Origin of the sequence: Streptomyces sp. NPDC001594 (assembly GCF_042893675.1) — a bacterium.
In the GTDB taxonomy this organism is placed as follows: Bacteria; Actinomycetota; Actinomycetes; order Streptomycetales; family Streptomycetaceae; genus Streptomyces.
Window position 1 is genome coordinate 132,308 of record NZ_JBIAVB010000016.1, and the last position, 26,071, is coordinate 158,378.

A 26,071-nucleotide genomic window follows, 5' to 3' on the forward strand; every position below is an offset into this window, starting at 1 on the left:
CCGGCGCGGATCGCGCGTCCGGTGTCCCCCTCTCGCTCACGGGCTGCTAGTCGCGGGAGGCGTTCAGGTGCTCCGCGTGCTCCTGGAGGGAGCGGACGCCGACCTCGCCGCGGCCGAGCGCGTCGATGCCCTGGACGGCGGCGGCGAGCGCCTGGACCGTCGTCAGGCACGGGACGCCGCGCGCCACGGCCGCCGTACGGATCTCGTAGCCGTCGAGGCGGCCGCCGGTGCCGTACGGGGTGTTGACGATCAGGTCGACCTGGCCGTCGTGGATGAGCTGGACGATCGTCTTCTCGCCGTTCGGGCCCTCGCCCTCGCTGAGCTTGCGCACGATGGTGGCGTTGATGCCGTTGCGGCGCAGCACCTCGGCGGTGCCGGAGGTGGCCATCAGCTCGAAGCCGTGGGCGACCAGCTCGCGCGCCGGGAAGATCATCGAGCGCTTGTCGCGGTTGGCGACGGAGATGAAGGCGCGGCCCTTGGTGGGCAGCGGGCCGTAGGCGCCGGCCTGCGACTTGGCGTACGCCGTGCCGAAGACCGAGTCGATGCCCATGACCTCGCCGGTGGAGCGCATCTCCGGGCCGAGGACGGTGTCGACGCCGCGGCCGTGGATGTCGCGGAAGCGCGACCACGGCATGACGGCCTCCTTGACGGAGATCGGCGCGTCCAGGGGCAGGGTGCCGCCGTCGCCCTCCTTGGGGAGCATGCCCTCGGCGCGCAGCTCGGCGATGGTGGCGCCGAGCGAGATGCGGGCGGCGGCCTTCGCGAGCGGGACGGCGGTGGCCTTCGAGGTGAAGGGCACGGTCCGGGAGGCGCGCGGGTTGGCCTCCAGGACGTAGAGGATGTCGCCCGCCATCGCGAACTGGATGTTGATCAGGCCGCGGACGCCGACGCCCTTGGCGATGGCCTCGGTGGAGGCGCGCAGGCGCTTGATGTCGTAGCCGCCGAGGGTGATCGGGGGCAGGGCGCAGGCCGAGTCGCCGGAGTGGATGCCGGCTTCCTCGATGTGCTCCATGACGCCGCCGAGGTAGAGCTCCTCGCCGTCGTAGAGGGCGTCCACGTCGATCTCGATGGCGTCGTCGAGGAACCGGTCGACCAGCACGGGGCGGGTCGGGGAGATCTCGGTCGACTCCGCGATGTACGACTCCAGGCGGGTCTCGTCGTAGACGATCTCCATGCCGCGGCCGCCGAGCACGTAGGACGGGCGGACGAGGACCGGGTAGCCGATCTCGTCGGCGATCGCCTTCGCGCCCGCGAAGGTGGTGGCGGTGCCGTGCTTGGGGGCGGGCAGGCCGGCCTCGGCCAGGACCCGGCCGAAGGCGCCGCGGTCCTCGGCGGCGTGGATGGCCTCGGGCGAGGTGCCGACGACCGGGACGCCGTTGTCCTTGAGCGCCTGGGCGAGACCCAGGGGGGTCTGGCCGCCGAGCTGGACGACGACGCCGGCGATGGGGCCGGCCAGCGACTCGGCGTGGACGATCTCCAGCACGTCTTCGAGCGTCAGCGGCTCGAAGTACAGGCGGTCGGAGGTGTCGTAGTCCGTCGAGACGGTCTCGGGGTTGCAGTTGACCATCACGGTCTCGTAGCCGGCCTCGCTGAGCGCGAAGGAGGCGTGGACGCAGGAGTAGTCGAACTCGATGCCCTGGCCGATGCGGTTCGGGCCGGAGCCCAGGATGATCACCGCGGGCTTGGTGCGCGGGGCGACCTCGGACTCCTCGTCGTAGGACGAGTAGAAGTACGGGGTCTTCGCGGCGAACTCGGCGGCGCAGGTGTCGACCGTCTTGTAGACCGGGCGCACGCCCAGGGCGTGGCGGACCTCGCGGACGACGTCCTCGCGCAGGCCGCGGATCTCGGCGATCTGGGCGTCGGAGAAGCCGTGGCGCTTGGCCTCGGCGAGGAGCTCGGGCTCCAGCTTCTCGACGGAGGCGAGCTCGTCGGCGATCTCCTTGATCAGGAAGAGCTGGTCGACGAACCACGGGTCGATCTTCGTGGACTCGAACACCTCCTCCTGGGTGGCGCCGGCGCGGATGGCCTGCATGACGGTGTTGATGCGGCCGTCGGTCGGGCGGACCGCGACGCGCAGCAGCTCGTCCTTGTCACCGGGCTCGCCGACGAAGGTGAACTGCGAGCCCTTCTTCTCCAGGGAGCGCAGGGCCTTCTGGAGGGCCTCGGTGAAGTTGCGGCCGATGGCCATGGCCTCGCCCACCGACTTCATGGTGGTGGTGAGGGTGGCGTCGGCGGCCGGGAACTTCTCGAAGGCGAAGCGCGGGGCCTTGACGACGACGTAGTCGAGGGTCGGCTCGAAGGAGGCCGGGGTCTTCTCGGTGATGTCGTTGGGGACCTCGTCCAGCGTGTAGCCGATGGCCAGCTTGGCGGCGATCTTGGCGATCGGGAAGCCGGTGGCCTTCGAGGCGAGCGCCGAGGAGCGGGAGACGCGCGGGTTCATCTCGATGACGATGACGCGGCCGTCGTCCGGGTTGATCGCGAACTGGATGTTGCAGCCGCCGGTGTCGACGCCGACCTCGCGGATGATCGCGATGCCGATGTCGCGCAGCCGCTGGTACTCGCGGTCGGTGAGGGTCATCGCCGGGGCGACGGTGATGGAGTCGCCCGTGTGGACGCCCATCGGGTCGAAGTTCTCGATGGAGCAGACGACGACCACGTTGTCCTTGGTGTCGCGCATCAGCTCCAGCTCGTACTCCTTCCAGCCGAGGATGGACTCCTCCAGGAGCACCTCGGTGGTCGGGGAGAGCGTGAGGCCCTGGCCGGCGATGCGGCGCAGCTCGTCCTCGTCGTGGGCGAAGCCGGAGCCGGCGCCGCCCATGGTGAAGGAGGGGCGCACGACGACGGGGTAGCCGCCGAGGGTGTCGACGCCCTTGATGACGTCGTCCATCGAGTGGCAGATGACCGAGCGGGCGGACTCGCCGTGGCCGATCTTGGCCTTGACGGCCTCGACGACGCCCTTGAAGAGGTCGCGGTCCTCGCCCTTGTTGATGGCCTCGACGTTGGCGCCGATGAGCTCGACGCCGTACTTCTCCAGCACGCCCTGCTCGTGCATGGAGATGGCGGTGTTGAGGGCCGTCTGGCCGCCGAGGGTGGGCAGGAGCGCGTCGGGGCGCTCCTTGGCGATGATCTTCTCGACGAACTCGGGGGTGATCGGCTCGACGTACGTGGCGTCGGCGATCTCCGGGTCGGTCATGATCGTCGCGGGGTTGGAGTTCACCAGGATGACCCGCAGGCCCTCGGCCTTGAGGATGCGGCAGGCCTGGGTGCCGGAGTAGTCGAACTCGGCGGCCTGGCCGATGACGATCGGGCCGGAGCCGATGACCAGGACGGACTGGATATCGGTGCGCTTAGGCACGCTCGGCCTCCATAAGGCTGACGAAGCGGTCGAAGAGGTACGCGGCATCGTGCGGGCCGGCGGCCGCTTCGGGGTGGTACTGGACGCTGAAGGCCGGCTGGTCGAGCAGCTGGAGGCCTTCGACGACGTTGTCGTTCAGGCAGACGTGGGAGACCTCGGCGCGGCCGAAGGGGGTCTCGGACACCTGGTCGAGGGGCGCGTCGACGGCGAAGCCGTGGTTGTGCGCGGTGACCTCGACCTTGCCGGTGGTGCGGTCCTGGACGGGCTGGTTGATGCCGCGGTGGCCGTACTTCAGCTTGTAGGTGCCGAAGCCGAGCGCGCGGCCCAGGATCTGGTTGCCGAAGCAGATGCCGAAGAGCGGGGTCTTGCGCTCCAGGACGCCCCGCATGACGGCGACGGGGCCGTCGGCGGTGGCCGGGTCGCCCGGGCCGTTGGAGAAGAACACGCCGTCCGGGTCGACCGCGTACACGTCCTCGACGGTGGCGGTGGCGGGCAGCACGTGGACCTCGATGCCGCGCTCGGCCATCCGGTGCGGGGTCATGCCCTTGATGCCGAGGTCGACGGCGGCGACGGTGAAGCGCTTCTCGCCGATCGCGGGGACGACGTACGCCTCCTTGGTGGCGACCTCGGCGGAGAGGTTCGCGCCCTTCATCTGCGGCTGTGCCTGGACCTTCGCCAGCAGGGCCGCGTCATCGGCGATGGCCTCGCCGGAGAAGATGCCGACGCGCATGGCGCCGCTCTCGCGCAGGTGGCGGGTGAGCGCCCGGGTGTCGATGCCGCTGATGCCGACGACGCCCTGCTTGACGAGCTCCTCGTCCAGCGAGCGCTGCGAGCGCCAGTTGGACGGGACGCGCGCGGGGTCGCGCACGACGTAGCCGGAGACCCAGATGCGGGAGGACTCGGGGTCCTCGTCGTTGACGCCGGTGTTGCCCACGTGGGGGGCGGTCATCACGACGACCTGCCGGTGGTACGACGGGTCGGTGAGGGTCTCCTGGTAGCCGGTCATGCCGGTGGAGAACACGGCCTCGCCGAAGGTCTCCCCCACTGCGCCGTAGGCGCGGCCGCGGAAGATACGGCCGTCCTCCAGGACGAGTACGGCGGGAGCTTTGGCTGCTCCCCTGGTGGAGGTCGTCATCGTTCGGCGCCTTCCGTCGTGATGGATGTGTTCGTGTTCATGGAGTTGATCGCCTCGACCCAGGCGGCGTGCTCGGCCGCGCGGTCGGAGCGGAATCCGGAGTCGATCAGCTTGTCCCCGTGCGCCCAGGTGACGACGAGCAGACCGCCCTCGGTGAGTACCTTGCCCGCGATTCCCTTGTCGAGGCGGGCGCCGCGCAGCTGCGAGGCCGGTACGAAGAAGTCGGTGGCACCCGGACGGACCACGTCGAGCCCCACGTCGGTGAGGGTGAGCTCCACGCGGCTGCGCACTCCCAGGCCGTGGGCGACGATCCGGTCGAGCCACTGCCCGGCGGTGGTGGACCCGTGGTACCGGCCGGTCAGGGCCAGCCGGTGCTCGGGGAGGCCGCCGGGGGCGGCGGGCAGCTCCGGCAGGTCGTTCTGCAGGGCGCCGCGCCATTTCCAGCCCTGCCGCATCAGCCAGTAGACGAAGGCGATGAAGACGAGCAGACCGACCACCCATGCGATGCGGGCGCCCCAGTCCGTCACCTCCGCCGACTGTCGCTCGGCGACCTCGGCGGCCAGTTGGATCACTGCAGGTGTCACGCGAGTTTCCCGTCCACGACCGTTGCGCGGCCCCGCAGGAAGGTGTGGGTGACGCGCCCCGGCAGCTCGCGGCCCTCGTAGGGCGTGTTGCGGCTGCGGGAGGCGAAGTGTGCGGGGTCCACGGGACCACGGTACGAGGTATCGACCAAGGTCAGGTTCGCGGGTTCACCTGCCGAGACGGGCCGGCCGTGCTGGTGGGACAGGCCGCCGATGCGGGCGGGGGCGAAGGACATGCGCTCGGCGACGCCGGCCCAGTCCAGCATCCCGGTCTCCACCATCGTCTGCTGGACGACGGAGAGCGCGGTCTCCAGGCCCACCATGCCCATGGCGGCGGCGGCCCACTCGCAGTCCTTGTCCTCGTGCGGGTGCGGGGCGTGGTCGGTGGCGACGATGTCGATCGTGCCGTCGGCGAGCGCCTCGCGCAGGGCCATCACGTCGCGCTCGGTGCGCAGCGGCGGGTTGACCTTGTAGACCGGGTTGTACGAGCGCACCAGCTCGTCGGTGAGGAGCAGGTGGTGCGGGGTGACCTCGGCGGTGACGTCGATGCCGCGGGACTTGGCCCAGCGGACGATCTCGACGGAGCCGGCGGTGGAGAGGTGGCAGATGTGCACGCGGGAGCCGACGTGCTCGGCGAGGAGGACGTCGCGGGCGATGATCGACTCCTCGGCGACGGCCGGCCAGCCGCCCAGGCCCAGCTCCGCGGAGACGGTGCCCTCGTTCATCTGGGCGCCCTCGGTGAGGCGGGGCTCCTGGGCGTGCTGGGCGACGACGCCGCCGAAGGCCTTCACGTACTCCAGGGCGCGGCGCATGATCACGGCGTCGTCCACGCACTTGCCGTCGTCGGAGAAGACGGTGACGCGGGCCGCGGACTCGTGCATGGCGCCCAGCTCGGAGAGCTTCTTGCCCTCCAGGCCGACGGTGACGGCGCCGATGGGCTGCACGTCGCAGTAGCCGGACTCCTTGCCCAGGCGCCAGACCTGCTCGACCACGCCGGCGGTGTCGGCGACCGGGAAGGTGTTGGCCATCGCGAAGACGGCGGTGTAGCCGCCGGAGGCGGCGGCGCGGGTGCCGGTCAGGACGGTCTCGGAGTCCTCGCGGCCGGGCTCGCGCAGGTGGGTGTGGAGGTCGACGAGGCCCGGGAGGAGGACCTGGCCGGCGGCCTCGATGACGGTGTCGACGCCGTCGGCGGACAGGCCGGTGCCGACCTCCGCGATGGTCTCGCCGTCGATCAGGACGTCCTGGGCCTCGCCGCCGAGGACCTGCGCACCGCGGATAAGGGTCTTGCTCATGGTTACTTGGTCTCCTCGGTACGGGCGGCGGTGCTGGTGGTGACGGCGGGCTCGGAGCCTCCGAGCAGCAGGTACAGGACGGCCATGCGGATCGAGACGCCGTTGGCGACCTGCTCGACGACCGTGCAGCGGTCGGAGTCGGCGACCTCGGCGGTGATCTCCATGCCGCGGACCATGGGCCCGGGGTGCATCACGATGGCGTGCTCGGGCATCTTGGCCATGCGCGCGGCGTCCAGGCCGTAGCGGCGCGAGTACTCGCGCTCGGTCGGGAAGAAGGCGGCGTTCATCCGCTCGCGCTGCACACGCAGCATCATCACCGCGTCGGACTTCGGCAGCACCTCGTCCAGGCCGTACGAGACCTCGCAGGGCCAGTTCTCGACTCCGACCGGCACCAGGGTGGGCGGGGCCACCAGGGTGACCTCGGCGCCGAGGGTGTGCAGCAGGTCCACGTTGGAGCGGGCCACGCGGCTGTGCAGGACGTCGCCGACGAGGGTGATCCGGCGGCCGTCGAGGCCCTTGCCGAGACCGGCGTCGCGGCCGACCAGGCGGCGGCGCATGGTGAAGGCGTCGAGCAGGGCCTGGGTGGGGTGCTGGTGGGTGCCGTCGCCGGCGTTGATCACCGGGGCGTCGATCCAGCCGGAGTTGGCGAGCCGGTAGGGGGCGCCGGAGGCGTGGTGGCGGATGACGACCGCGTCGACGCCCATGGCCTCCAGGGTCTGGGCGGTGTCCTTGAGGGACTCGCCCTTGGAGACGCTGGAGCCCTTCGCGGCGAAGTTGATGACGTCGGCGGAGAGGCGCTTCTCGGCGGCTTCGAAGGAGATCCGGGTACGGGTCGAGTCCTCGAAGAACAGGTTGCAGATCGTGCGGCCGCGCAGGGTGGGCAGCTTCTTTATCGGCCGGTCGGCGACGCGGGCCATCTCCTCGGCGGTGTCGAGGATCAGGACGGCGTCGTCGCGCGTGAGGTCGGCGGCCGAGATGAGGTGGCGCTTCATCTGGGTGCTCCGTGAGTCGGGAGGAGGGCAGGCAGACGGGGCTGACGGTGGTGCGGGCAGGGCAGGCCCGGGCACGGACCCCGCCAGGAGGTCCCGTACCCGCGGTGGGCTACTGCGCTGCTGCCTGGACGGTCCGCTGGCCGAGCAGCACGGCGTCGCGGCCGTCCTCCTCCTGGAGCTGGACCTTGACGGTCTCCCGCAGCGACGTGGGCAGGTTCTTGCCCACGTAGTCGGCGCGGATCGGAAGTTCACGGTGGCCGCGGTCGACGAGGACCGCGAGCTGGACGGCGCGGGGGCGGCCGAGGTCGCCGAGCGCGTCGAGGGCGGCACGGATGGTGCGGCCGGAGAAGAGGACGTCGTCGACGAGGACCACGAGACGGCCGTCGATGTCGTCACCGGGGATCTCGGTGCGGCCGATGGCGCGGGCGGGCTTCATCCGCAGGTCGTCGCGGTACATGGTGATGTCGAGGGAGCCGACCGGGGTCTTCGTCCCCGTGATCTCGTCGAGCTTGGCGGCCAGCCGGCGGGCGAGGAACACACCGCGGGTGGGGATGCCGAGGAGCACCACGTCGTCGGCGCCCTTGGCGCGTTCGACGATCTCGTGGGCGATACGGGTCAGGACCCGGGCGATGTCCTGTGCCTCCAGCACGGGGCGCATCGCTTCATCGGGAGAGACCTGGGAAACCTGGCTGTCCATGAAAAGGACCTCCTTCTCCGCCTCACGGGACGGACCTTAAAGGACGTCTGATGTACGCCGTCCACGGTACCAGGACCGGGCGGCCGACCGCGCACGGGGACCGGGCGCTCCCCCTCGTACGAAGGCGTCGGTGACCATTCGGCTTGACGCATCCACGTAACGCTGCGTAACCTCACAGTGAGTTACCAGCCGCGCGGCGGAGCCGCACGTCACAGCGTCCGGGAGCGTTATGTCCAGCGAATACGCCAAACAGCTCGGGGCCAAGCTCCGCGCCATCCGCACCCAGCAGGGCCTCTCCCTCCACGGTGTCGAGGAGAAGTCCCAGGGCCGTTGGAAGGCCGTGGTGGTCGGTTCGTACGAGCGCGGGGACCGCGCCGTGACCGTCCAGCGCCTCGCCGAGCTGGCGGACTTCTACGGGGTTCCGGTCCAGGAGCTGCTCCCGGGCACGACCCCCGGCGGAGCCGCCGAGCCGCCGCCGAAGCTGCGCCTCGACCTGGAGCGCCTGGCGGGCGTGCCCGCCGAGAAGGCCGGCCCGCTCCAGCGTTACGCCGCGACCATCCAGAGCCAGCGCGGCGACTACAACGGCAAGGTGCTGTCGATCCGCCAGGACGACCTGCGCACCCTGGCCGTCATCTACGACCAGTCCCCCTCGGTCCTGACCGAGCAGCTGATCAGCTGGGGCGTCCTGGACGCCGACGCGCGCCGCGCCGTGGCCCACGAGGACATCTAGTCCCCGGCCGGTCGGCCACCAGCAGAAACGTACCGGCGGGTGCCGGGGCCCCCACGGGTCCCGGCACCCGCCGGTTTCTCGTTCACCCGCACCTGCCGCCCGGGCGGGCGGGGGCGGATACGGAAGGGCCCGCGACGCGGACGTCGCGGGCCCTTCCGTGGTGCGCGGTGCGCGTCAGCCCTCGCCGCGGCGCAGGCTGGGCTTGAGGTCCTTGAAGCGGGCCAGCAGGCCGTTGACGAACGCCGGCGAGTCGTCCGTGGAGAACTCCTTCGCCAGCTGCACCGCCTCGTCGATCGCCACGGCGTCCGGGGTCTCGTCGACCCAGATCAGCTCGTAGGCGCCCAGCCGCAGGATGTTCCGGTCGGCGACCGGCATGCGGTCGAGCTCCCAGTCCACGGCGTAGGTGACGATCAGGTCGTCGATGCGGTTCACCTTCTCGGCGTAGCCCTCTACGAGGTCCATCGTGAAGGCGTTGACCGGCGGCTGCCGGTCGTCCGCGTTCGCGTGCCGGATCCAGTCCCCGAGGACCTCGCGCACGGGGACGTCGCGCTGGTCGGCCTCGAAGAGGATCTGGAAGGCGCGCTTGCGCGCATTGCTCCGGGCAGCCACGGTTAGCTGTTCACCCGGCCGAGGTAGGCGCTGGTGCGGGTGTCGACCTTGATCTTCTCGCCGGTGGTGACGAAGAGCGGGACCTGGATCTCGTGGCCGGTCTCCAGCTTGGCGGGCTTGGTGCCGCCGGTGGAGCGGTCGCCCTGGACACCCGGGTCGGTGTGCTCGATGGTCAGCTCGACGGCGGCCGGGAGCTCGACGTAGAGCACCTCGCCCTCGTGCTGGGCCACGGAGGCGGTGAAGCCCTCGATGAGGAAGTTGGCGGCGTCGCCGACGGCCTTGCGGTCGACCATCAGCTGGTCGTAGGTCTGCATGTCCATGAAGACGAAGTACTCGCCGTCCATGTACGAGAACTGCATGTCACGGCGGTCGATCGTGGCGGTGTCGACCTTCGTGCCGGCGTTGAAGGTCTTGTCGACGACCTTGCCGGAGAGCACGTGCTTGAGCTTGGTGCGCACGAAGGCCGGGCCCTTGCCGGGCTTGACGTGCTGGAACTCGACGACGGACCAGAGCTGGTCACCGTCGAGCTTGAGCACCATGCCGTTCTTGAGGTCGTTCGTGGAAGCCACGGTTGCGGAATCTCCTGCACTGGAAGACCGGGGAGGCGCACACGGTCCGCACAGCGGACTACAGTGCGAGCAGCTCCTTGGTCGTAATGGTGAGTAGCTCGGGACCGCCGTCCGCCTCGGGGCGTACGACGAGCGTGTCATCGATCCGGACACCTCCCCGGCCGGGGAGGTGAACCCCCGGTTCGACGGTGACCGGCACGCAAGCGTCCAGTTTACCCATTGCCGTAGGTGCAAGCTGCGGGTCCTCGTCGATTTCGAGGCCGACCCCGTGTCCCATGCACCCCGCGAGCGCTTCGCCGTGCCCCGCCGAGTCCAGCACGGACCGGGCCGCATGGTCCACTTCGCGGTAGGCGGCGCCGGGCAGCAGCGCCTCCCGGCCGGCCCGCTGCGCGGCGAACACGAGGTCGTACAGCTCGATCTGCCAGTCGGCCGGCGTGGTGCCGATCACGAAGGTGCGGCCGATCTCGCAGCGGTAGCCCCGGTAGTTCGCGCCGAGGCAGACGGAGAGGAAGTCGCCCTCCTCCACCCGCCGGTCCGAGGGCCGGTGCCGGGAGCGGCCGGAGTGCGGGCCGGTGCCGACGGAGGTGGGGAAGGCCGGGCCGTCGGCCCCGTGGTCGACGAGGCGGCGTTCCAGCTCCAGGGCCAGGTGGCGTTCGGTGCGGCCGACCAGGATCGACTCCAGCAGCTCCCCGAGGGCCTGGTCCGCGATCTCGGCGGCGATGCGCAGGCAGGCGATCTCCTCCTCGTCCTTGACCAGCCGCTGCTGTTCGACGGCGGTGCCCAGGTCGGTCAGCCGCAGCCGGGGCGCGACGGAGCCGACGGCGCGGTGCCGGGCGACGGTGAGGTGGTGCTCCTCGACGGCGAGGGTGTCCGCCCGTACGGCGGCGGCACGGTCGGCCGCGGCCACCGCCGGATCGGCCCCGGGGCCGCCCAGCAGGCTGAGCGTCAGCCGCTCGTCCAGGCGCCCCTCGTCGGCCTCGCCGGTGGGGGCGGCGGCGCAGAACAGTTCGTCGTCGGCGGGCCCGACCAGCAGGACGGCGCCCAGCGGGGACGCCCCGGCGAGGTAGCGGACGTTCGCCGGACGCGTGATCAGGGCGGCGGAGTTGCCCGCGGCGGCGCAGCGCTCGCGGAGCAGGCCCCTGCGGGCCGCGTACACGTCTGACATGTCTTCGAGCCTACGAGCGCCCCGCGCATCCGGCCCGGCGAGCGCGTCCGGACGGGCCGCCTCCGGGCCGCCCCGCCGCCCCTACCAGCGGGGAGGGCTCGCCAGGGCCCGCGCGAGGGCCTCGTCCAGGGCGCGGGCGGTGGCTTCCACGTCGAGGTGGGAGTTGTCGATGATCGGCAGCCCGGAGCCGTACCAGCCGGCCATCCGGCCGTGGATGCGGGCGACTTCCTCGTCGGACAGCCGCCGGTTGCCGGAACGGGCCGCGTTGCGCTCCAGGACGATCTCCAGGCCCGGGAGCAGGACGACGGGCAGCAGGGCCGGCCCGACGTGGCGCTTCCAGCCGCCGAGCCCGACCACGGGCCGGTCCGGGAAGACGGCGTCGTCCAGGATGCAGGAGATGCCGTTGGCCAGGAAGTTGCGGGCGGCGAAGCCGCAGGTGCGGCGGGCGAGGCGGTACTGGGCCTCGGAGTGGTCGTTCCAACCGGCCTGCGGGTCCGCGAAGCCCGAGCGGACCCATTCGCGGACGTCGTCCAGGCTGATGTGGGCGGTCGGCACCGGGCGGGTCGCCGCCCAGTGCCGGGCCACGGTGGTCTTGCCGGCGCCCGCCGGGCCGATGAGCAGCACGGCGAGCGTGGCGCCGCCCGTCCCCCCGGTGGGGGGAGCGGCCGGCGCGGGTGCGGCGGGGGGCAGCGGGATGTGCCCGGTCGCCTCGGGCACCGGGGGCGCCGGCCAGCCCTGCGCGGGGGGTATCGGGGGTGGCGGGGGCGGTGCCGGGTGCTGTCCCGGCGGGCCCCAGCCCCCCACTCCGTGCTGCATCCGCGCCACTCCGTCTCGTTCAGGCGACTGATGCGAGAACGTTATCTCAGCCCGTGACCTCTTCGGCCAGCGCGCGCAGCGCCAGCCGGTAGGAGCCCAGGCCGAAGCCCGCGACGGTGCCGGTCGCCACGGCCGCGATGACCGAGGTGTGCCGGAACTCCTCCCGGGCGTAGGGGTTGGAGATGTGCACCTCGATCAGCGGGGCGGTGCGCTGCGCGGCCGCGTCCCGCATGGCGTACGAGTAGTGCGTGAAGGCGCCCGGGTTGATCACGACCGGGATCTTGCCGTCCGCCGCCTCGTGCAGCCAGCGCACGAGCTCGCCCTCGTCGTTGGTCTCGCGGACCTCGACGTCGAAGCCGAGCTCGGCGCCCAGGGTGCGGCAGCTCTCGACGAGCCCGGCGTACGAGGTGGCCCCGTACACGTCGGGCTCGCGGGAGCCGAGCCGGCCCAGGTTCGGGCCGTTCAGCACCAGGACGGGGCGGCTCACGCCGACACCTCGCCGTACGCGGCGATCAGGTGGGCCGGGTCGGGGCCCTCCAGCACGGTCGGCTTGCCCAGTCCGTCGAGGACGATGAAGCGCAGCAGGTTGCCGCGGGACTTCTTGTCGACCTGCATGGTCTGGAGGAGCTTGGGCCACTGGTCGCCGCGGTAGGTCAGCGGCAGCCCGACGGAGGCGAGGACGGAGCGGTGGCGGTCGGCCGTGGCGTCGTCCAGGCGTCCGGCGAGGCGGCCGAGTTCGGCGGCGAAGACCATGCCGACGGAGACGGCCGCGCCGTGGCGCCACTTGTAGCGCTCGTTCTTCTCGATGGCGTGCGCGAGGGTGTGGCCGTAGTTGAGGATCTCCCGCAGGCCCGACTCCTTGAGGTCGCTGGAGACCACGTCGGCCTTGACCTGGATGGAGCGGACGATCAGCTCGGCCGTGTGGGGGCCGGCGGGCGTCCGGGCCGCCGCCGGGTCCTCCTCGATCAGGTCGAGGATCACCGGGTCGGAGATGAAACCGGCCTTGATGATCTCGGCGAGGCCGCTGACGTAGTCGTTGACCGGCAGCGACTCCAGCGCCGCCAGGTCGCAGAGCACGCCCGCCGGCGGGTGGAAGGCGCCGACGAGGTTCTTGCCCTCGGCGGTGTTGATGCCGGTCTTGCCGCCGACGGCCGCGTCCACCATCCCCAGGACGGTGGTCGGGACCGCGATCCAGCGCACCCCGCGCAGCCAGGAGGCCGCGACGAAGCCCGCCAGGTCGGTGGTGGCGCCGCCGCCCACGCCGACGATCACGTCGGTGCGGGTGAAGTTGGACTGGCCGAGCGCCTTCCAGCAGTAGGCCGCCACCTCGACGGTCTTGGCCTCCTCGGCGTTGGGCACCTGGATGGCGACGGCCTCGTAGCCCTGGTCGGCGAGGTCCGCGCGCAGGGCCTCGCCGGTCTCGGCGAGCGCCTCGGGGTGGATCACGGCGACCCGCTGGGCCTTCGTCCCGATGAGGCCGCCGAGCTCGCCGAGCAGCTGCCGGCCGACCAGCACGTCGTACGCGTCGGTTCCGGCGGTGGCTCCGACGTGGATCCGCGTCACCTGGTCTGTCATACGTCCTTCAACTCCAGAGCGTCGAGGACCGCCTGGGCGACCTCTTCGGGGGTGCGTTCGTCCGTGGCCACCACGACGCGCGCGACTTCGGTGTACAGGGGGCGCCGGGCGTCCATCAGCTCGCGCCACTGCCGGCGCGGGTTGACGGCCAGCAGGGGGCGGGCCGCGCCGAGGCCGACGCGGCGCACGGCCTCCTCGACGTCCATCGACAGGTAGGCGACGGGCAGGCCGGCCAGCAGGGCGCGGGTACCGGCGTCGAGGACGGCGCCGCCGCCGAGGGCGAGGACGCCCGTGTGCCCGGCGACGGCGGCGGCGACCGCATCCCGCTCCAGCTCACGGAAGTACGGCTCCCCCTCGTCGACGAAGATGTCGGAGATCTCGCGGCCCTGGGCGGCGACGATGTCCGCGTCCGTGTCCCGGTAGGGGACGCCGAGCCGCTCGGCGAGCAGCGCCCCCACCGTGGACTTGCCGGACCCCATGGGCCCGACGAGGACGACGAGCGGTCCGCCCGTCACCGGATCTGCAGGTTGTCGAGGTAGGACCGCACGTTGCGGCGGGTCTCGGCGACGGAGTCGCCGCCGAACTTCTCGACGACCGCGTCGGCCAGCACGAGGGCGACCATGGCCTCGGCGACGATGCCCGCGGCGGGCACGGCGCAGACGTCGGAGCGCTGGTGGTGCGCCACCGTCGCCTCGCCCGTGGCCACGTCGACGGTGGCGAGGGCGCGCGGCACGGTCGCGATGGGCTTCATCGCGGCGCGGACGCGCAGCAGCTCACCGGTGGTCAGGCCGCCCTCGGTGCCGCCGGAGCGGCCGGTGGTGCGCTTGAGGCCCTCGGGGGTGGAGACGATCTCGTCGTGGGCCTGCGAGCCGGGCACGCGGGCCAGTTCGAAGCCGTCGCCGACCTCGACGCCCTTGATGGCCTGGATGCCCATGAGCGCGGCGGCGAGGCGGGCGTCGAGCCGGCGGTCCCAGTGGACGTGGGAGCCGAGGCCGACGGGCACGCCGTAGGCGAGGACCTCGACGACGCCGCCGAGGGTGTCGCCGTCCTTGTGGGCCTGGTCGATCTCGGCGACCATCGCCTTCGACGCGTCGGCGTCGAGGCAGCGCACCAGGTCGGCGTCGAGCTTCTCGACGTCGGCGGGGGTCGGGTAGACGCCGTAGGGGGCCTTGGCCGAGGCGAGTTCCACCACGTGCGAGACGATCTCGATGCCGGCGACCTCCTTGATGAAGGAGCGGGCGACGGCGCCGAGGGCGACGCGGGCGGCGGTCTCACGGGCGCTGGCGCGCTCCAGGATCGGCCGGGCCTCGTCGAAGCCGTACTTCTGCATGCCCGCGAGGTCGGCGTGGCCGGGGCGCGGACGGGTCAGCGGCGCGTTGCGGCCGGTGTCCTTGAGCAGTGAGGGGTCGACGGGGTCGGCCGACATGACCGTCTCCCACTTGGGCCACTCGGTGTTGCCGACCATGATGGCGACCGGGGAGCCCTGGGAGAGGCCGTGGCGGACGCCGCCGAGGAAGGTGATCTCGTCCTGCTCGAACTTCATCCGGGCACCGCGTCCATAACCGAGGCGGCGGCGGGCCAGGTGGTCGGCCACCAGCTCGGTGGTGACCGGTACGCCGGCGGGAAGGCCCTCCAGCGTCGCGACCAGGGCCGGTCCGTGCGACTCTCCTGCGGTCAGCCAACGCAACCTGCTCAACGATGCTCCTCATGCTCGCGCCGGGCACTGCCACGACGGGCCGGGTGCGCGGGCCCGGTACCGCCGGTACCCGAATCCTCCCACGTCCCGGGGGTTCCTCCGTGATCCGGTCCAGCTATCGGACGGCCGTCTCACGTCCGCGCCACCACCGGTAGCCCTCGCAGAGGGCGGCCACGGCCAGCAGCGAGCCGATGACCCACTTCATCCAGGCGGGCAGACTGCCGACCATCACCTTCAGGAACATCACGACGCCGTGGGCGGCGTCCCCCTTGGACGCCAGTACCTGGCCCGTCCCGACCGCGTCCACGCGCGCCCCCCTCACCCCGGACTTCCCGGTGGGAAGCCTAACGGGCCGCGAGCGCCCGCTCTCCCGCCGCCCGCATGGCCGCCAGCGGGCCCGGGGTGCGGCCGGTCATCAGCTCGACCTGGAGCACGGCCTGGTGCACGAGGAGGTCGAGGCCGCCGAGCAGGGTGCCGCCGCGGGCGGTCCAGGCGGCGGCGAGGGCGGTGGGCCAGGGGTCGTAGAGGACGTCGAACAGGGCGCCCGGGGCCTCGGGGACGGCGGCGGCCAGTGCGTCGGTGGCGCCGGCCGGGGTGGTGGCGATGACCAGCGGGGCCGTCAGGGCCTGCGCGGCCGCCGACCAGTCGGCGGTGCGGACGTCCACGCCGAGCCGCTCGCCCCAGCCGCGCATCTCGTCGGCGCGGGCGGCGGAGCGGACGTACGCGGTGATCTCGCCGGTGCAGACCCGGGCGAGGGCGGCCAGCGCCGAGGAGGCGGTGGCGCCCGCGCCGAGGATCGCCGCGGCGGGGACCTTCTCGACCCCGCGCTCGCGCAGGGCCGCGACTATGCCGGGGATGTCGGTGTTGTCGCCGAAGCGGCGGCCGTCGGCCGTGACGACGAGGGTGTTGACCGCCTCCACCGAGGCGGCGGTGTCGCTGATCTCGTCCAGCAGCGGGATGACCGCCCGCTTCAGCGGCATCGTCAGGGAGAACCCGGCCCACTCGGGGCCGAGGCCGGCCACGAACCCCGGGAGCGCGGCCTCGTCGATCTCGAACCGGTCGTAGGACCAGTCGTCCAGGCCGAGCTCCCGGTAGGCCGCCCGGTGGAGTACCGGTGAGAGGGAGTGCTCGATGGGAGACCCCAGCACCGCGGCCCGTGTCCGTGACATGTCCTGCTACCCGCCGTTCTTCTTCTGCGCCTGACGCTCCTGGAACTCCGCGACGAGCTTCAGGTGCTCGTCGTAGGTCTTCGTGAAGGTCGTCTTGTTGCCGTCGACCGACACGAAGAACATCCAGCCGCCGTGATCGGGGTTGAGCGTAGCGGTCAGCGCGTCCAGGCCCGGGTTGTCGATCGGGCCGGGCGGGAGGCCCTTGACGAAGTGGGTGTTGTACGGGTGGTCGAAGGCCTGGGCTTCCTTCAGGTTGAAGTTGATCTCGCTCTGGCCCTTGATGTAGTTGTACGTCGAGTCGAACTGGAGCTTCTGGTTCGTGACGTCGTTGGTCTTCTTGAGGCGGTTGTAGACCACCTCGGCCATCTTGCGGAAGTCGTCGTGGTTCTTGCCCTCGGCGTTGACGAGGCTCGCGACCGTGATCACCTGGAGCGGGTTCTCCAGGTTGAGCTCCTTGGCCTTGCCCTCGACGCCCAGCTCCGCGTACTTGTCGGAGGCGTTCTTGACCATCTGCTTGAGCAGGGACTCGGGCGTGCTGTCCTTCTTGAGGTCGTACCGCATCGGGTACAGGAAGCCCTCGAGCGGGTCCATGACCTTCGGGTTGCTCGCGGCCCAGGCCGGCAGGCCGAGGTTCTTGGACTCGCGCGCGGCGATCTCGCGGGTGGTGCCGTCCGGTTTGCCGAGCTTCTTGTCGATCATCTTGTAGACGTCGGCGTTGCGGGCGCCCTCGGGAATGGTGATGACCGCGAGCTTGCTCGGGTCGACCATCAGCGCGACGGCGGCCGTGCCCGACATCTTCTTCTTCAGCGGGTAGATGCCCGGCTGGATCGACTTGCCCTTGGGGTTGGCGTTCGCGGCGTCCACGAAGGCCTGGGCGCTGGCGACCACACCGGCTTCCTTGAGGATGCGGCCCATCTGGCCGAGGCCCGCGTTCTTGGGGATCTCGACGTCGACGGTCTCGTCCGTGCCCTCGCCCGCGAAGTCCTCGGTCGCGCCGAACCGGTCCTTCAGGTAGCCGTAGCCGTAGTAGCCGCCACCGCCGACGACGGCTGCGATCACGACGGCCGCGACCAGGCAGGCCGTGCCGCTGCGCTTCTTCTGCTTCTTCTTGCCGCCCTTGCCGCGGCCCGCCCGGCGGCCGCCGGGCACCGGCTCGTCGCCGTCCGCGCCGCCGCCCACGGGCAGCGGGGACTCCTCCGGCTCCTCCTCCGCCTCGGCCGGATCCGGCTCCAGGTGGCGGCGGCCGGGGGGCGTCGGGGGCGGGAAGGCCTCGGGGGTCGCGTAGAGGTCCGGGGCCTCGCCGGGGTAGACCGTCGCGGACTGCTGGGCGTACGGGTCGGCGCCCGCGTAGGGGTCGGTCTGGACGGCGGCCACGTACTGCTGTTCGTGGACGCCGTCCCAGCCCTGGGCCTGGCCCTGGCCGTCGTACGACGGCTGCTGCTGGAGCTGCTGGCCCTGGGCGTGCTGCATGGCGTACGCCTGCTGCTGCTGATCGGCGTACTGCGGCTGCTGCTGGTACTGCTGTGCGTACTCCTGCTGGAACTGGGCCTGCTGCTGGTACTGCAGGTCCTGGTGCTGCGGGTCCAGGGGGTGCTGGTACTGCTGCGGGTCACCGCCGTAGGGAACCTGCCCCTGCTGCGTCTGGTGCGCGGTCCACCCCTGGTCCCCGTAGAGGGGGTCCTGGGGGTTCCACGGTTCGGAGCCGTGGCCCCGGCCATAGTCAGTCATCGGTCCCCTAGAGCCGCGAGACGTGGTCCGTGGCTCATCTCGGCCGCGGTACCCGGTTCCGCCTCTTGAGTGGTGGGCGACGGCTGTTCGAATGCCGTCTCATCGCGCGGAACGTTACCGTACCGCGATCAGACAACCACTTCGACGCACTCACCAGGCGGATTACCTGATACCCGTTCGGTCTCAAGAGCGTTCTGGAGGATGACCACAGCGGCGGCCTGGTCGATGACCGACCTGCCCTTCTTCGCGTTCTTCCCGGAGGCGCGCAGGCCCTGGGCGGCGGTGACCGTGGTCATCCGCTCGTCCACCAGGCGGACCGTCACCGGCTTGATGCCCTTGGCCAGTTCGTTCGCGAAGGCACGCACCTTGGCCGCGGCCGGCCCCTCCCGCCCGCTGAGCGAGCGGGGGAGGCCGACGACGACTTCGAGGGGCTCGTACTCCGCGACGAGCTGCCGCAGCCGCCGGTGGGCGGCCGGGACGTCCCGGCCCGGGACGGTCTCGACCGGTGTCGCCAGCACCCCGTCGGGGTCGCACGAGGCGACCCCGATCCGGGCGTCTCCGACGTCGATGGCCAGTCGGCGGCCGCGGCGCAGGCTCATCGTCAGGCCGTCTCGACGACGAGGCGTTCGACGGCGGCGATGGCCTCGGGCACGGCGCCCGGGTTCTGGCCGCCGCCCTGGGCCACGTCCGGCTTGCCGCCACCGCCGCCGCCGAGGGTCTTGGCGGCGGTGCGGACGAGGTCACCGGCCTTGAGGCCGCGCTCGCGGGCCGCCTCGTTGGTGGCGATGACGGTCAGCGGGCGGTCGTTCGCCACGGTGAACAGCGCGACGACGGCCGGGCGGTCGCCGGGGATGCGGCCGCGGACGTCGAGGACCAGCTTGCGCAGGTCGTCGGCGCCCGTGCCGTCCGGCACCTGGCCGACGACGAGGGCGACGCCGCGGATGTCCTGGGCGCCGGCGGCGAGGCCGGCGGCGGCCTGGAGGACCTTCTCCGCGCGGAACTTCTCGATCTCCTTCTCGGCGTCCTTCAGCTTGCCGAGCATGGAGGCGATCTTCTCCGGGAGCTCCTCCGGACGGCCCTTGACCAGCTCCTGGAGCTGGGCGACGACCGTGTGCTCCTTGGCGAGGAAGTTGTACGCGTCCACGCCGACGAGGGCCTCGACACGGCGCACGCCGGAGCCGATGGAGGACTCGCCGAGCAGCTTCACCAGGCCCAGCTGGGCGGTGTTGCCGACGTGCGTGCCGCCGCAGAGCTCCTTGGAGAAGTCGCCGATGGTCACGACGCGCACGCGCTCGCCGTACTTCTCGCCGAACTCGGCGATGGCGCCCTGCTTCTTCGCCTCGTCGATGCTCATGATCTCGGCGGTGACGTCGAGCTCGCGGGAGAGCACGTCGTTGATCTTCTGCTCGACGTCGGTGAGCACCGTGCCGGGGACGGCGTTCGGGGAGCCGAAGTCGAAGCGGAAGCGGCCGGGGCTGTTCTCGGAGCCGGCCTGGGCGGCCGTCGGGCCGAGGGCGTCGCGCAGCGCCTGGTGGGTCAGGTGGGTGGCCGAGTGGGCGCGGGCGATGGCCCGGCGGCGCTTGATGTCGATCGCGGCGTACGCGGAGGCGCCGACCGTGACCTCGCCGACCTGGACGGAGCCCTTGTGGACGGAGACGCCCGGGACGGGCTGCTGGACGTCGCGGACCTCGATGACGGCGCCGGTGTCGAGCTTGATCCGCCCCTGGTCGGCGAGCTGGCCGCCGCCCTCGGCGTAGAAGGGCGTGCGGTCGAGGACGACCTCGACCTCGTCGCCCTCGGAGGCGGCGGGCGCGGAGACGCCGTTGACCAGGAGGCCGACGATGGTGGCCTCGCCCTGGTTGGTGGCGTAGCCGGTGAACTCGGTGGCGCCGGAGCCGTCGGCGATCTCGCGGTAGGCGGAGACGTCGGCGTGGCCGGTCTTCTTGGCCTTGGCGTCGGCCTTGGCGCGGTCGCGCTGCTCCTGCATCAGGCGGCGGAAGCCGGTCTCGTCCACGGAGAGGCCCTGTTCGGCGGCCATCTCCAGGGTGAGGTCGATCGGGAAGCCCCAGGTGTCGTGGAGCAGGAACGCCTTGTCGCCGGAGAGGACCGTGCCGCCGGCGGCCTTGGTCTCGGTCACGGCGGTGTCGAGGATGTTGGTGCCGCCCTTGAGGGCCTTGAGGAAGGCGGCCTCTTCGGCGAGCGCGACGGTCTCGATGCGCTTGCGGTCGGTGACGAGCTCCGGGTACTGCTGGCCCATCGTGTTGATCACCACGTCGACCAGGTCCTGGACGACGGGGCCCGTGGCACCCATGAGGCGCATGTTGCGGATGGCGCGGCGCATGATGCGGCGCAGCACGTAGCCGCGGCCCTCGTTGCCGGGGGTGACGCCGTCGCCGATGAGCATGACGGAGGTGCGGATGTGGTCGGCCACCACGCGCATCGACACGTCGCTGTCCTTGGCGGCGCCGTAGCGCACGCCCGTCAGCTCGGTGGCCTTGTCCATGACCACGCGCAGGGTGTCGGTCTCGTACATGTTCTGTACGCCCTGGAGGATCATCGCCAGGCGTTCGAGGCCGAGGCCGGTGTCGATGTTCTTGGAGGGCAGGTCGCCGAGGATCGGGAAGTCCTCCTTGCCCTCGCCGGCGCCGCGCTCGTACTGCATGAAGACCAGGTTCCAGATCTCCACGTACCGCTCGTCGTTGACGGCCGGGCCGCCCTCGACGCCGAACTCGGGGCCGCGGTCGTAGTTGATCTCGGAGCAGGGACCGCAGGGGCCCGGGACGCCCATGGACCAGAAGTTGTCCTTCTTGCCCAGGCGCTGGATGCGCTCGGCGGGGACGCCGATCTTCTCACGCCAGATCGTCTCGGCCTCGTCGTCGTCGAGGTAGACGGTGATCCAGAGCTTCTCGGGCTCCAGGCCGTAGCCGCCGTCCGCCACGGAGCTGGTGAGCAGCTCCCAGGCGTACTTGATGGCGCCTTCCTTGAAGTAGTCCCCGAAGGAGAAGTTGCCGCACATCTGGAAGAACGTGCCGTGGCGGGTGGTCTTGCCGACCTCTTCGATGTCCGGGGTGCGGACGCACTTCTGCACGCTGGTGGCCCGGGGGGCGGGGGGCTTGGTCTCACCGAGGAAGTACGGCTTGAACGGGACCATGCCCGCGTTGACCAGCAGCAGAGTCGGGTCGTCCGCGATGAGCGACGCCGAAGGGACAACGGTGTGACCGCGCTCCTCGAAGAAGCTCAGCCAGCGGCGGCGGATTTCAGCCGACTCCATCAGTGGTCCTCATTCCGGTTGTACGTAACCGCCGAGTGGTTCGGGCGGTGGATGGTCGTGTCGTTGCCGATGGCCCGCAGCCGCCGCGGCCCGGGGAGGGCGGTGACGTTGTCGGGCCGGGCTGGGTCCTGGGTCAGGCCCAGTGCGTCGTTCAGCTCGTCCTCGCGCTGCGTCATTCCCGCCTTGACGTCGAGGGCGAAGTCCTTGAGGCGGTGGCCCGCCTCGACGGCCTTGTCGGCCGCCTGGGCCGCGAGGCTCTCCGGCGTCAGCTTCTTCAGCTGGCGGTTGACCTTGGTGGTGGCCCAGACGCCGGCGGCGGCGCCGGCGGTGAACCAGAAGGCTCGGCGGAACATCGGAGGTCTCAGCCCTTCTGCTTGCGGCGCCGCGGAGCCGGCACGGAACGGCCGACGATCACGGTGCGCCGGGGGGTGCGCTCGGTTCCGGGGTCGGTCCTGCCCATGGCCTTGCGGACCCCGTAGCCGAAGGCCGCGACCTTGACGAGGGGGCCGCCGAAGGTGGAGGCGACGGTGGAGGACAGCGCGGAGGCGTTGGAGGTGACCTCCTGGACGTCGCTCGCGATGGCGTCGACCCGGTCGAGCTGGGTGCGCGCGGAGCGGACGGTCGTCGAGGCGTCCGCGAGCAGCGGGACGGCCTGCTCGGTGACCTCGGCCACGAGCTTGGTGGTGGCCCTGAGCACCTGGGCGAGCCTGGCCAGCGCCACCGCGAGGAAAGAGACCAGGATGGCCCAGAAGACGGCCACGATGATCCCGGCCACCTCTCCACCGGACACGTTGCACCGCTTCCTGAAATCTGGAAACCCGACGGGTTAAGTCTGCTGGTTGAGTCTGCTCCGACCCTATCGCGCCGGAGATCCGCCGCAGTACCGGATTCCGGTGCGGCTCCGAGGGATACGGCAAAGCCCGCCGCCCCCCGGAGGGGACGGCGGGCCGGACCAGCCTGTGAGTGGCTACGGCCGCTGGATCAGCGGGCGTAGTACTCGACGACGAGCTGCTCGTCGCAGATGACCGGGATTTCCTTGCGGTTCGGGTCGCGGTCGAGGCGGAAGGCCAGGGCCTTCAGGTTGACCTGCAGGTAACGCGGGGTCTCACCCTCACCGGCGTAGCCACCCTCGCGGGCGACCTGGAAGGGGTGCTTCTCGCGGCTGCGCTCGCGGACCGTGATGACGTCGTCGGGACGCACGCGGAACGACGGCTTGTCGACCTTGCCACCGTTGACCTCGATGTGGCCGTGGACGACCATCTGGCGGGCCTGGTAGATGGTGCGGGCGATGCCGGCACGCAGGACCAGGGCGTCCAGACGACGCTCGAGCTCGACGACCAGCGCCTCGCCCGTCTTGCCCTCGGCCTTCTTCGCGCGGTCGTACGCGCGGGCCATCTGGCGCTCGGAGATGTCGTACTGGGCGCGCAGACGCTGCTTCTCGAGCAGACGGACCTTGTAGTCCGAGTTCTGCTTGCGGCCACGGCCGTGCTCGCCCGGCGGGTAGGGGCGGGCCTCGAAGTACTTGACGGCCTTCGGCGTCAGCGCGATGCCGAGGGCGCGAGACTTCTTGACCTTGGGTCGCTTCTGGTTCACGGGGAACCTACCTCCATGTAAGTTAGGTGAGGCTTACCTTAGCGAGGAGGACGTAATGTCTCGACCACATGGGATCCCCCTGCCCAGAGCGCATCGCAGTTCGGGTTCCAACGAAACGGAATCCGCTTTCGACGACGATGAACAAGGTCAGCCGCGTCCCAGGGAAGGCGTTCGGCAGCTCACCGGAGCCGAACGCGTACGAACCCTCGTAGAGTCCAACGCCTCAGTATCCCTCACTCTGCCGGGTGCTCGTGACCAGGTCTGGACCCGTGACCAGCAGGAGTGCGGGACAGGGGCGCCGGCCGCTCGGACCGTCGCCCCGGACGGGGACGTGATTCTCCTGGTGTCAGGGGAATCCGCGGCGGCCAGGGCCGCCGCTCACGCCCAGGACGACGACCTCCCCGCCGTGATCGAGATCACGGACGTGGCGCCGGTGTCCGTGCCCCATCGTATACGGGGCCGCGCCTGGCTCTCCGGGTGGCTGACCCCGGTCCGCGGGGACGACCGCGCCGCCCGCGCCGCGCTCATGGCCGAGCGGCATCCGGTGGGCGAGCTGCTGGGGATGTCGGAGTCCCTCGACGCCCCGTACCCGGGCCGTGCGGCCTGGACGCTGCTGCGCCTGGAGGTCGGGGAGATCTCCGTGGACGACCTGTGGGGCGCCGAGCGGGTGGACCCGGAGGAGCTGGCGGCGGCCGAGCCGGACCCGATGACGGCGCACGAGGCGGAGCTCCTCCAGCACCTGGCCTCCGTCCACCCCGAACGCCTCGCCCGCCTGTGCGGGCTGCTGGGCTCCCGGGAGGCGGCCGGGCTGGTCCCCGTCCCGCTGGCCCTGGACCGCCTCGGCCTGCGCGTCCGCTTCACCCGCGGGCCCGGCCTGGCGGCCTTCGACGCCCGCTTCGACTTCCCCGAGCCGGTCGCGGACCTCTGCGGCCTGCGCCGGGCCATGCGCTCCCTGTTCACGGCCGCCGCTCACTGAGGGCAGGTGCCGAGCAGCTCCTCCAGCGCCGTCCTCCCCGGTCAGCCCGCGCCGCGCAGGCGTTCGCGGACCTTTTCCACCACGTCCGCGTAGCGGGCCTCCGCTCCGTACCGCGTCGGCTCGTAGTACCGCTTGCCGTGGACCTCGTCCGGCGCGTACTGCTGCGCGGCGATCGCCCCCGGCACGTCGTGCGGGTATACGTACCCGACGGCGTGCCCCAGCTTGGCCGCCCCCTTGTAGTGCCCGTCCCGCAGGTGCGCCGGCACGGAGCCCGCGAGCCCGGCCCGGACGTCGGCCAGCGCCGCGCCGATCGCCGTCGTGGCGGTGTTGGACTTCGGGGCCAGCGCCAGCGCGATCGTGGCGTGCGACAGGGTCAGCGCGGCCTCCGGGAAGCCGATCATCGCCACCGCCTGGGCCGCCGCCACGGCCAGCGGCAGGGCGGTGGGGTCCGCCAGGCCGATGTCCTCGCTCGCGGAGATCATCAGCCGCCGGGCGATGAACCGGGGGTCCTCCCCCGCCTCGATCATCCGGGCCAGGTAGTGCAGCGCGGCGTCCACGTCGGAGCCGCGGATCGACTTGATCAGGGCACTGGCCACGTCGTAGTGCTGGTCGCCGTCCTTGTCGTAGCGGACCGCCGCCCGGTCGACGGCCTCCTCCAGCGTCTGGAGGGTGATCTCCTGCTCGCCCTTGGCGATGGCCGAGCCGGCGCCCGCCTCCAGGGCGGTCAGCGCCCGCCGGGCGTCGCCGCCGGCGATCCGCAGCAGGTGGGCCTCGGCGTCGGCGGGGAGGGACACCGCCCCGCCCAGGCCCCGCTCCTCCTCCAGGGCGCGCCGCAGCAGCCCGCTCAGGTCGGCGTCGGTGAGCGGCTCCAGGGTGAGGAGCAGGGAGCGCGAGAGCAGCGGGGAGATGATCGAGAAGTACGGGTTCTCCGTGGTCGCCGCGATCAGGGTGACCCAGCGGTTCTCCACGGCGGGCAGCAGGGAGTCCTGCTGCGCCTTGCTGAAGCGGTGGATCTCGTCGAGGAAGAGGACGGTCTCCTTGCCGTAGCCGCCGGCGGCGCGCTTGGCGCCCTCGATGACGGCCCGGACCTCCTTGACCCCCGCCGTGATCGCCGACAGCTCGACGAACCGCTTCTGCGTGGCCTGGCTGACCACGTACGCGAGGGTGGTCTTGCCGATGCCCGGCGGGCCCCAGAGGATCACCGAGGAGGATCCGGCCGGCCCTCCGGCACCCTCCCCCACCAGTCGGCGCAGCGGTGAGCCGGGCTTCAGCAGATGCTGCTGGCCGACCACCTCGTCCAGGGTGCGCGGGCGCATCCGGACGGCCAGGGGCGAGCTGGCCGGGTCCTTCTCCTGGCGTTCCTCGGCGGCGGCGGTGAAGAGGTCTGGTTCCACACACCGAGCCTATGCCAGCCCACCGACAGCCCGGCCCGGACGGCTCAGGAGGTCCAGAAGTCCCACCAGCGGGTCAGGATCAGCATCCCGATGATCCCGATGTGCAGGACGGGCAGCACCCATGTGAACTCGTCGAGGAAGCCGCGCAGCCACCCGGGGGCGGGCAGCATGCCCTGGCGGACGTTGTGCGAGGTGACGTACCAGAACATCAGGATCGTGCAGACCCAGGCCAGGCAGCACCACAGGCACAGCGAGTTGATGTTGTACAGCGACTGGTACATCAGCCAGGTGCAGAACCCGACTCCGAAGAGCATGCCGGCGTTCAGGGTCAGCCAGTACCAGCGGCCGAAGCGGGCCCCGGCGAGCAGGCTCATGCCGACGCAGACCACGATCCCGTAGGCGACGAGCCCGAGCATCGGGTTCGGGAACCCGAAGGCCGACGCCTGCTCGCTCTTCATGATGTTGCCGCAGGAGACGACCGGGTTCAGGCTGCAGCCCGGCGTGAAGTTCGGGTCCTCCAGCAGCTTGAACTTGTCGATGGTGATCACCCAGGCGGCGAGCAGGGCCGCCGCTCCGGTGATGACGAGCAGCAGGGCCAGGGCCCGGCTGCCGCCGTAGGTCCGCGGAGAGGTGTCCGCGCCAGCGCCCGTCGTCGTCATCCCGCCCGCTCCACATCACACATCGGCAAGGTCATCAAGCACGGGCCATTGTGCCGTACCTGAGGGGCC

At 71.4% G+C, this 26,071-nt stretch carries 26 protein-coding genes; 2 read left to right on the top strand and 24 right to left on the bottom strand.

The features are described from left to right. Positions 1-46: 46 nt before the first annotated feature. The 6 genes from carB to pyrR all read right to left on the bottom strand — a co-directional run bounded on the left by carB (position 47) and on the right by pyrR (position 8,052). Positions 47-3,355: a carbamoyl-phosphate synthase large subunit gene (gene carB / locus ACFY0O_RS28960; protein WP_358892765.1), complete on the bottom strand. Its 3,309-nt coding sequence runs from the start codon at positions 3,353-3,355 to the stop codon at positions 47-49. Beyond that, complete coding sequence (gene carA / locus ACFY0O_RS28965) at positions 3,348-4,490, bottom strand: glutamine-hydrolyzing carbamoyl-phosphate synthase small subunit (protein WP_388951902.1); 1,143 nt, start codon at positions 4,488-4,490, stop codon at positions 3,348-3,350. Before carA ends, carB begins: the two co-directional genes overlap by 8 nt. Further along, on the bottom strand, positions 4,487-5,074 hold the full coding sequence (locus tag ACFY0O_RS28970) for a hypothetical protein (protein ID WP_388951905.1): 588 nt from the start codon (positions 5,072-5,074) through the stop codon (positions 4,487-4,489). Before ACFY0O_RS28970 ends, carA begins: the two co-directional genes overlap by 4 nt. After that, a complete protein-coding gene (locus ACFY0O_RS28975; protein WP_388951907.1) occupies positions 5,071-6,363 on the bottom strand; it encodes a dihydroorotase in 1,293 nt (430 codons plus the stop codon). The genes ACFY0O_RS28970 and ACFY0O_RS28975 overlap by 4 nt, the downstream gene beginning before the upstream one ends. Positions 6,364-6,365: 2 nt before the next feature. Further along, positions 6,366-7,355: an aspartate carbamoyltransferase catalytic subunit gene (locus tag ACFY0O_RS28980; RefSeq protein WP_388951909.1), complete on the bottom strand. Its 990-nt coding sequence runs from the start codon at positions 7,353-7,355 to the stop codon at positions 6,366-6,368. 109 nt (positions 7,356-7,464) lie between these two features. Then, the gene (pyrR, locus tag ACFY0O_RS28985) at positions 7,465-8,052 is read right to left on the bottom strand and encodes a bifunctional pyr operon transcriptional regulator/uracil phosphoribosyltransferase PyrR (protein ID WP_358892770.1); all 588 of its coding nucleotides are present in this window, start codon (positions 8,050-8,052) and stop codon (positions 7,465-7,467) included. Between the two features lie 229 nt (positions 8,053-8,281). Between pyrR and bldD the strand changes: the two genes are divergently transcribed. Then, positions 8,282-8,782 carry a transcriptional regulator BldD gene (gene bldD / locus ACFY0O_RS28990; protein WP_007263032.1) on the top strand — a complete coding sequence of 167 codons (501 nt, stop codon included), beginning with the start codon at positions 8,282-8,284 and terminating at the stop codon, positions 8,780-8,782. A gap of 174 nt (positions 8,783-8,956) precedes the next feature. On the opposite strand, the gene nusB is transcribed toward bldD, so the two are convergent. The 16 genes from nusB to rpsD all read right to left on the bottom strand — a co-directional run bounded on the left by nusB (position 8,957) and on the right by rpsD (position 22,973). Then, entirely contained in the window at positions 8,957-9,391 is a 435-nt protein-coding gene (nusB, locus tag ACFY0O_RS28995; RefSeq protein WP_358892771.1) for a transcription antitermination factor NusB, read from the bottom strand. Positions 9,392-9,393: 2 nt separating this feature from the next. Further along, entirely contained in the window at positions 9,394-9,960 is a 567-nt protein-coding gene (gene efp / locus ACFY0O_RS29000) for an elongation factor P (RefSeq protein WP_358892772.1), read from the bottom strand. Positions 9,961-10,018: 58 nt separating this feature from the next. Next, a complete protein-coding gene (locus ACFY0O_RS29005; protein WP_388951914.1) occupies positions 10,019-11,125 on the bottom strand; it encodes an aminopeptidase P family protein in 1,107 nt (368 codons plus the stop codon). 81 nt (positions 11,126-11,206) lie between these two features. Further along, on the bottom strand, positions 11,207-11,941 hold the full coding sequence (locus ACFY0O_RS29010) for an AAA family ATPase (protein ID WP_388951917.1): 735 nt from the start codon (positions 11,939-11,941) through the stop codon (positions 11,207-11,209). A 46-nt stretch (positions 11,942-11,987) separates the two neighbouring features. Beyond that, entirely contained in the window at positions 11,988-12,428 is a 441-nt protein-coding gene (gene aroQ, locus ACFY0O_RS29015; protein WP_045947843.1) for a type II 3-dehydroquinate dehydratase, read from the bottom strand. Further along, positions 12,425-13,516: a 3-dehydroquinate synthase gene (aroB, locus tag ACFY0O_RS29020; protein ID WP_388951920.1), complete on the bottom strand. Its 1,092-nt coding sequence runs from the start codon at positions 13,514-13,516 to the stop codon at positions 12,425-12,427. The genes aroQ and aroB overlap by 4 nt, the downstream gene beginning before the upstream one ends. After that, a complete protein-coding gene (locus tag ACFY0O_RS29025; protein ID WP_388951922.1) occupies positions 13,513-14,031 on the bottom strand; it encodes a shikimate kinase in 519 nt (172 codons plus the stop codon). Before ACFY0O_RS29025 ends, aroB begins: the two co-directional genes overlap by 4 nt. Continuing rightward, on the bottom strand, positions 14,028-15,212 hold the full coding sequence (gene aroC / locus ACFY0O_RS29030) for a chorismate synthase (protein ID WP_388951925.1): 1,185 nt from the start codon (positions 15,210-15,212) through the stop codon (positions 14,028-14,030). Before aroC ends, ACFY0O_RS29025 begins: the two co-directional genes overlap by 4 nt. 115 nt (positions 15,213-15,327) lie before the next feature. Beyond that, the gene (locus ACFY0O_RS29035) at positions 15,328-15,519 is read right to left on the bottom strand and encodes a hypothetical protein (protein WP_388951927.1); all 192 of its coding nucleotides are present in this window, start codon (positions 15,517-15,519) and stop codon (positions 15,328-15,330) included. 37 nt (positions 15,520-15,556) lie between these two features. After that, the gene (locus ACFY0O_RS29040; RefSeq protein ID WP_388951930.1) at positions 15,557-16,381 is read right to left on the bottom strand and encodes a shikimate dehydrogenase; all 825 of its coding nucleotides are present in this window, start codon (positions 16,379-16,381) and stop codon (positions 15,557-15,559) included. Between the two features lie 6 nt (positions 16,382-16,387). Next, entirely contained in the window at positions 16,388-18,109 is a 1,722-nt protein-coding gene (gene mltG / locus ACFY0O_RS29045) for an endolytic transglycosylase MltG (RefSeq protein WP_388951932.1), read from the bottom strand. A gap of 128 nt (positions 18,110-18,237) precedes the next feature. Then, positions 18,238-18,708: a Holliday junction resolvase RuvX gene (gene ruvX / locus ACFY0O_RS29050; RefSeq protein ID WP_344159378.1), complete on the bottom strand. Its 471-nt coding sequence runs from the start codon at positions 18,706-18,708 to the stop codon at positions 18,238-18,240. A gap of 2 nt (positions 18,709-18,710) precedes the next feature. Continuing rightward, positions 18,711-21,380, bottom strand: a complete 2,670-nt coding sequence (alaS, locus tag ACFY0O_RS29055) for an alanine--tRNA ligase (protein ID WP_388951935.1) — start codon at positions 21,378-21,380, stop codon at positions 18,711-18,713. Next, positions 21,380-21,733 carry a DUF6167 family protein gene (locus ACFY0O_RS29060; protein ID WP_388951938.1) on the bottom strand — a complete coding sequence of 118 codons (354 nt, stop codon included), beginning with the start codon at positions 21,731-21,733 and terminating at the stop codon, positions 21,380-21,382. The genes alaS and ACFY0O_RS29060 overlap by 1 nt, the downstream gene beginning before the upstream one ends. A gap of 8 nt (positions 21,734-21,741) precedes the next feature. Further along, positions 21,742-22,170 carry a DUF948 domain-containing protein gene (locus tag ACFY0O_RS29065; RefSeq protein WP_388951940.1) on the bottom strand — a complete coding sequence of 143 codons (429 nt, stop codon included), beginning with the start codon at positions 22,168-22,170 and terminating at the stop codon, positions 21,742-21,744. 191 nt (positions 22,171-22,361) lie between these two features. After that, positions 22,362-22,973 carry a 30S ribosomal protein S4 gene (gene rpsD, locus ACFY0O_RS29070; RefSeq protein WP_007263048.1) on the bottom strand — a complete coding sequence of 204 codons (612 nt, stop codon included), beginning with the start codon at positions 22,971-22,973 and terminating at the stop codon, positions 22,362-22,364. A 343-nt stretch (positions 22,974-23,316) separates the two neighbouring features. Between rpsD and ACFY0O_RS29075 the strand changes: the two genes are divergently transcribed. Then, positions 23,317-23,949: a DUF2470 domain-containing protein gene (locus ACFY0O_RS29075; RefSeq protein ID WP_388951943.1), complete on the top strand. Its 633-nt coding sequence runs from the start codon at positions 23,317-23,319 to the stop codon at positions 23,947-23,949. A gap of 41 nt (positions 23,950-23,990) precedes the next feature. Here ACFY0O_RS29075 and ACFY0O_RS29080 read toward each other — a convergent pair whose 3' ends face one another. Both ACFY0O_RS29080 and ACFY0O_RS29085 read right to left on the bottom strand, forming a co-directional pair. Then, on the bottom strand, positions 23,991-25,343 hold the full coding sequence (locus tag ACFY0O_RS29080; RefSeq protein WP_358892785.1) for a replication-associated recombination protein A: 1,353 nt from the start codon (positions 25,341-25,343) through the stop codon (positions 23,991-23,993). A gap of 44 nt (positions 25,344-25,387) precedes the next feature. Continuing rightward, on the bottom strand, positions 25,388-26,002 hold the full coding sequence (locus ACFY0O_RS29085) for a vitamin K epoxide reductase family protein (protein ID WP_388951947.1): 615 nt from the start codon (positions 26,000-26,002) through the stop codon (positions 25,388-25,390). Between the last annotated feature and the right edge of the window lie 69 nt (positions 26,003-26,071).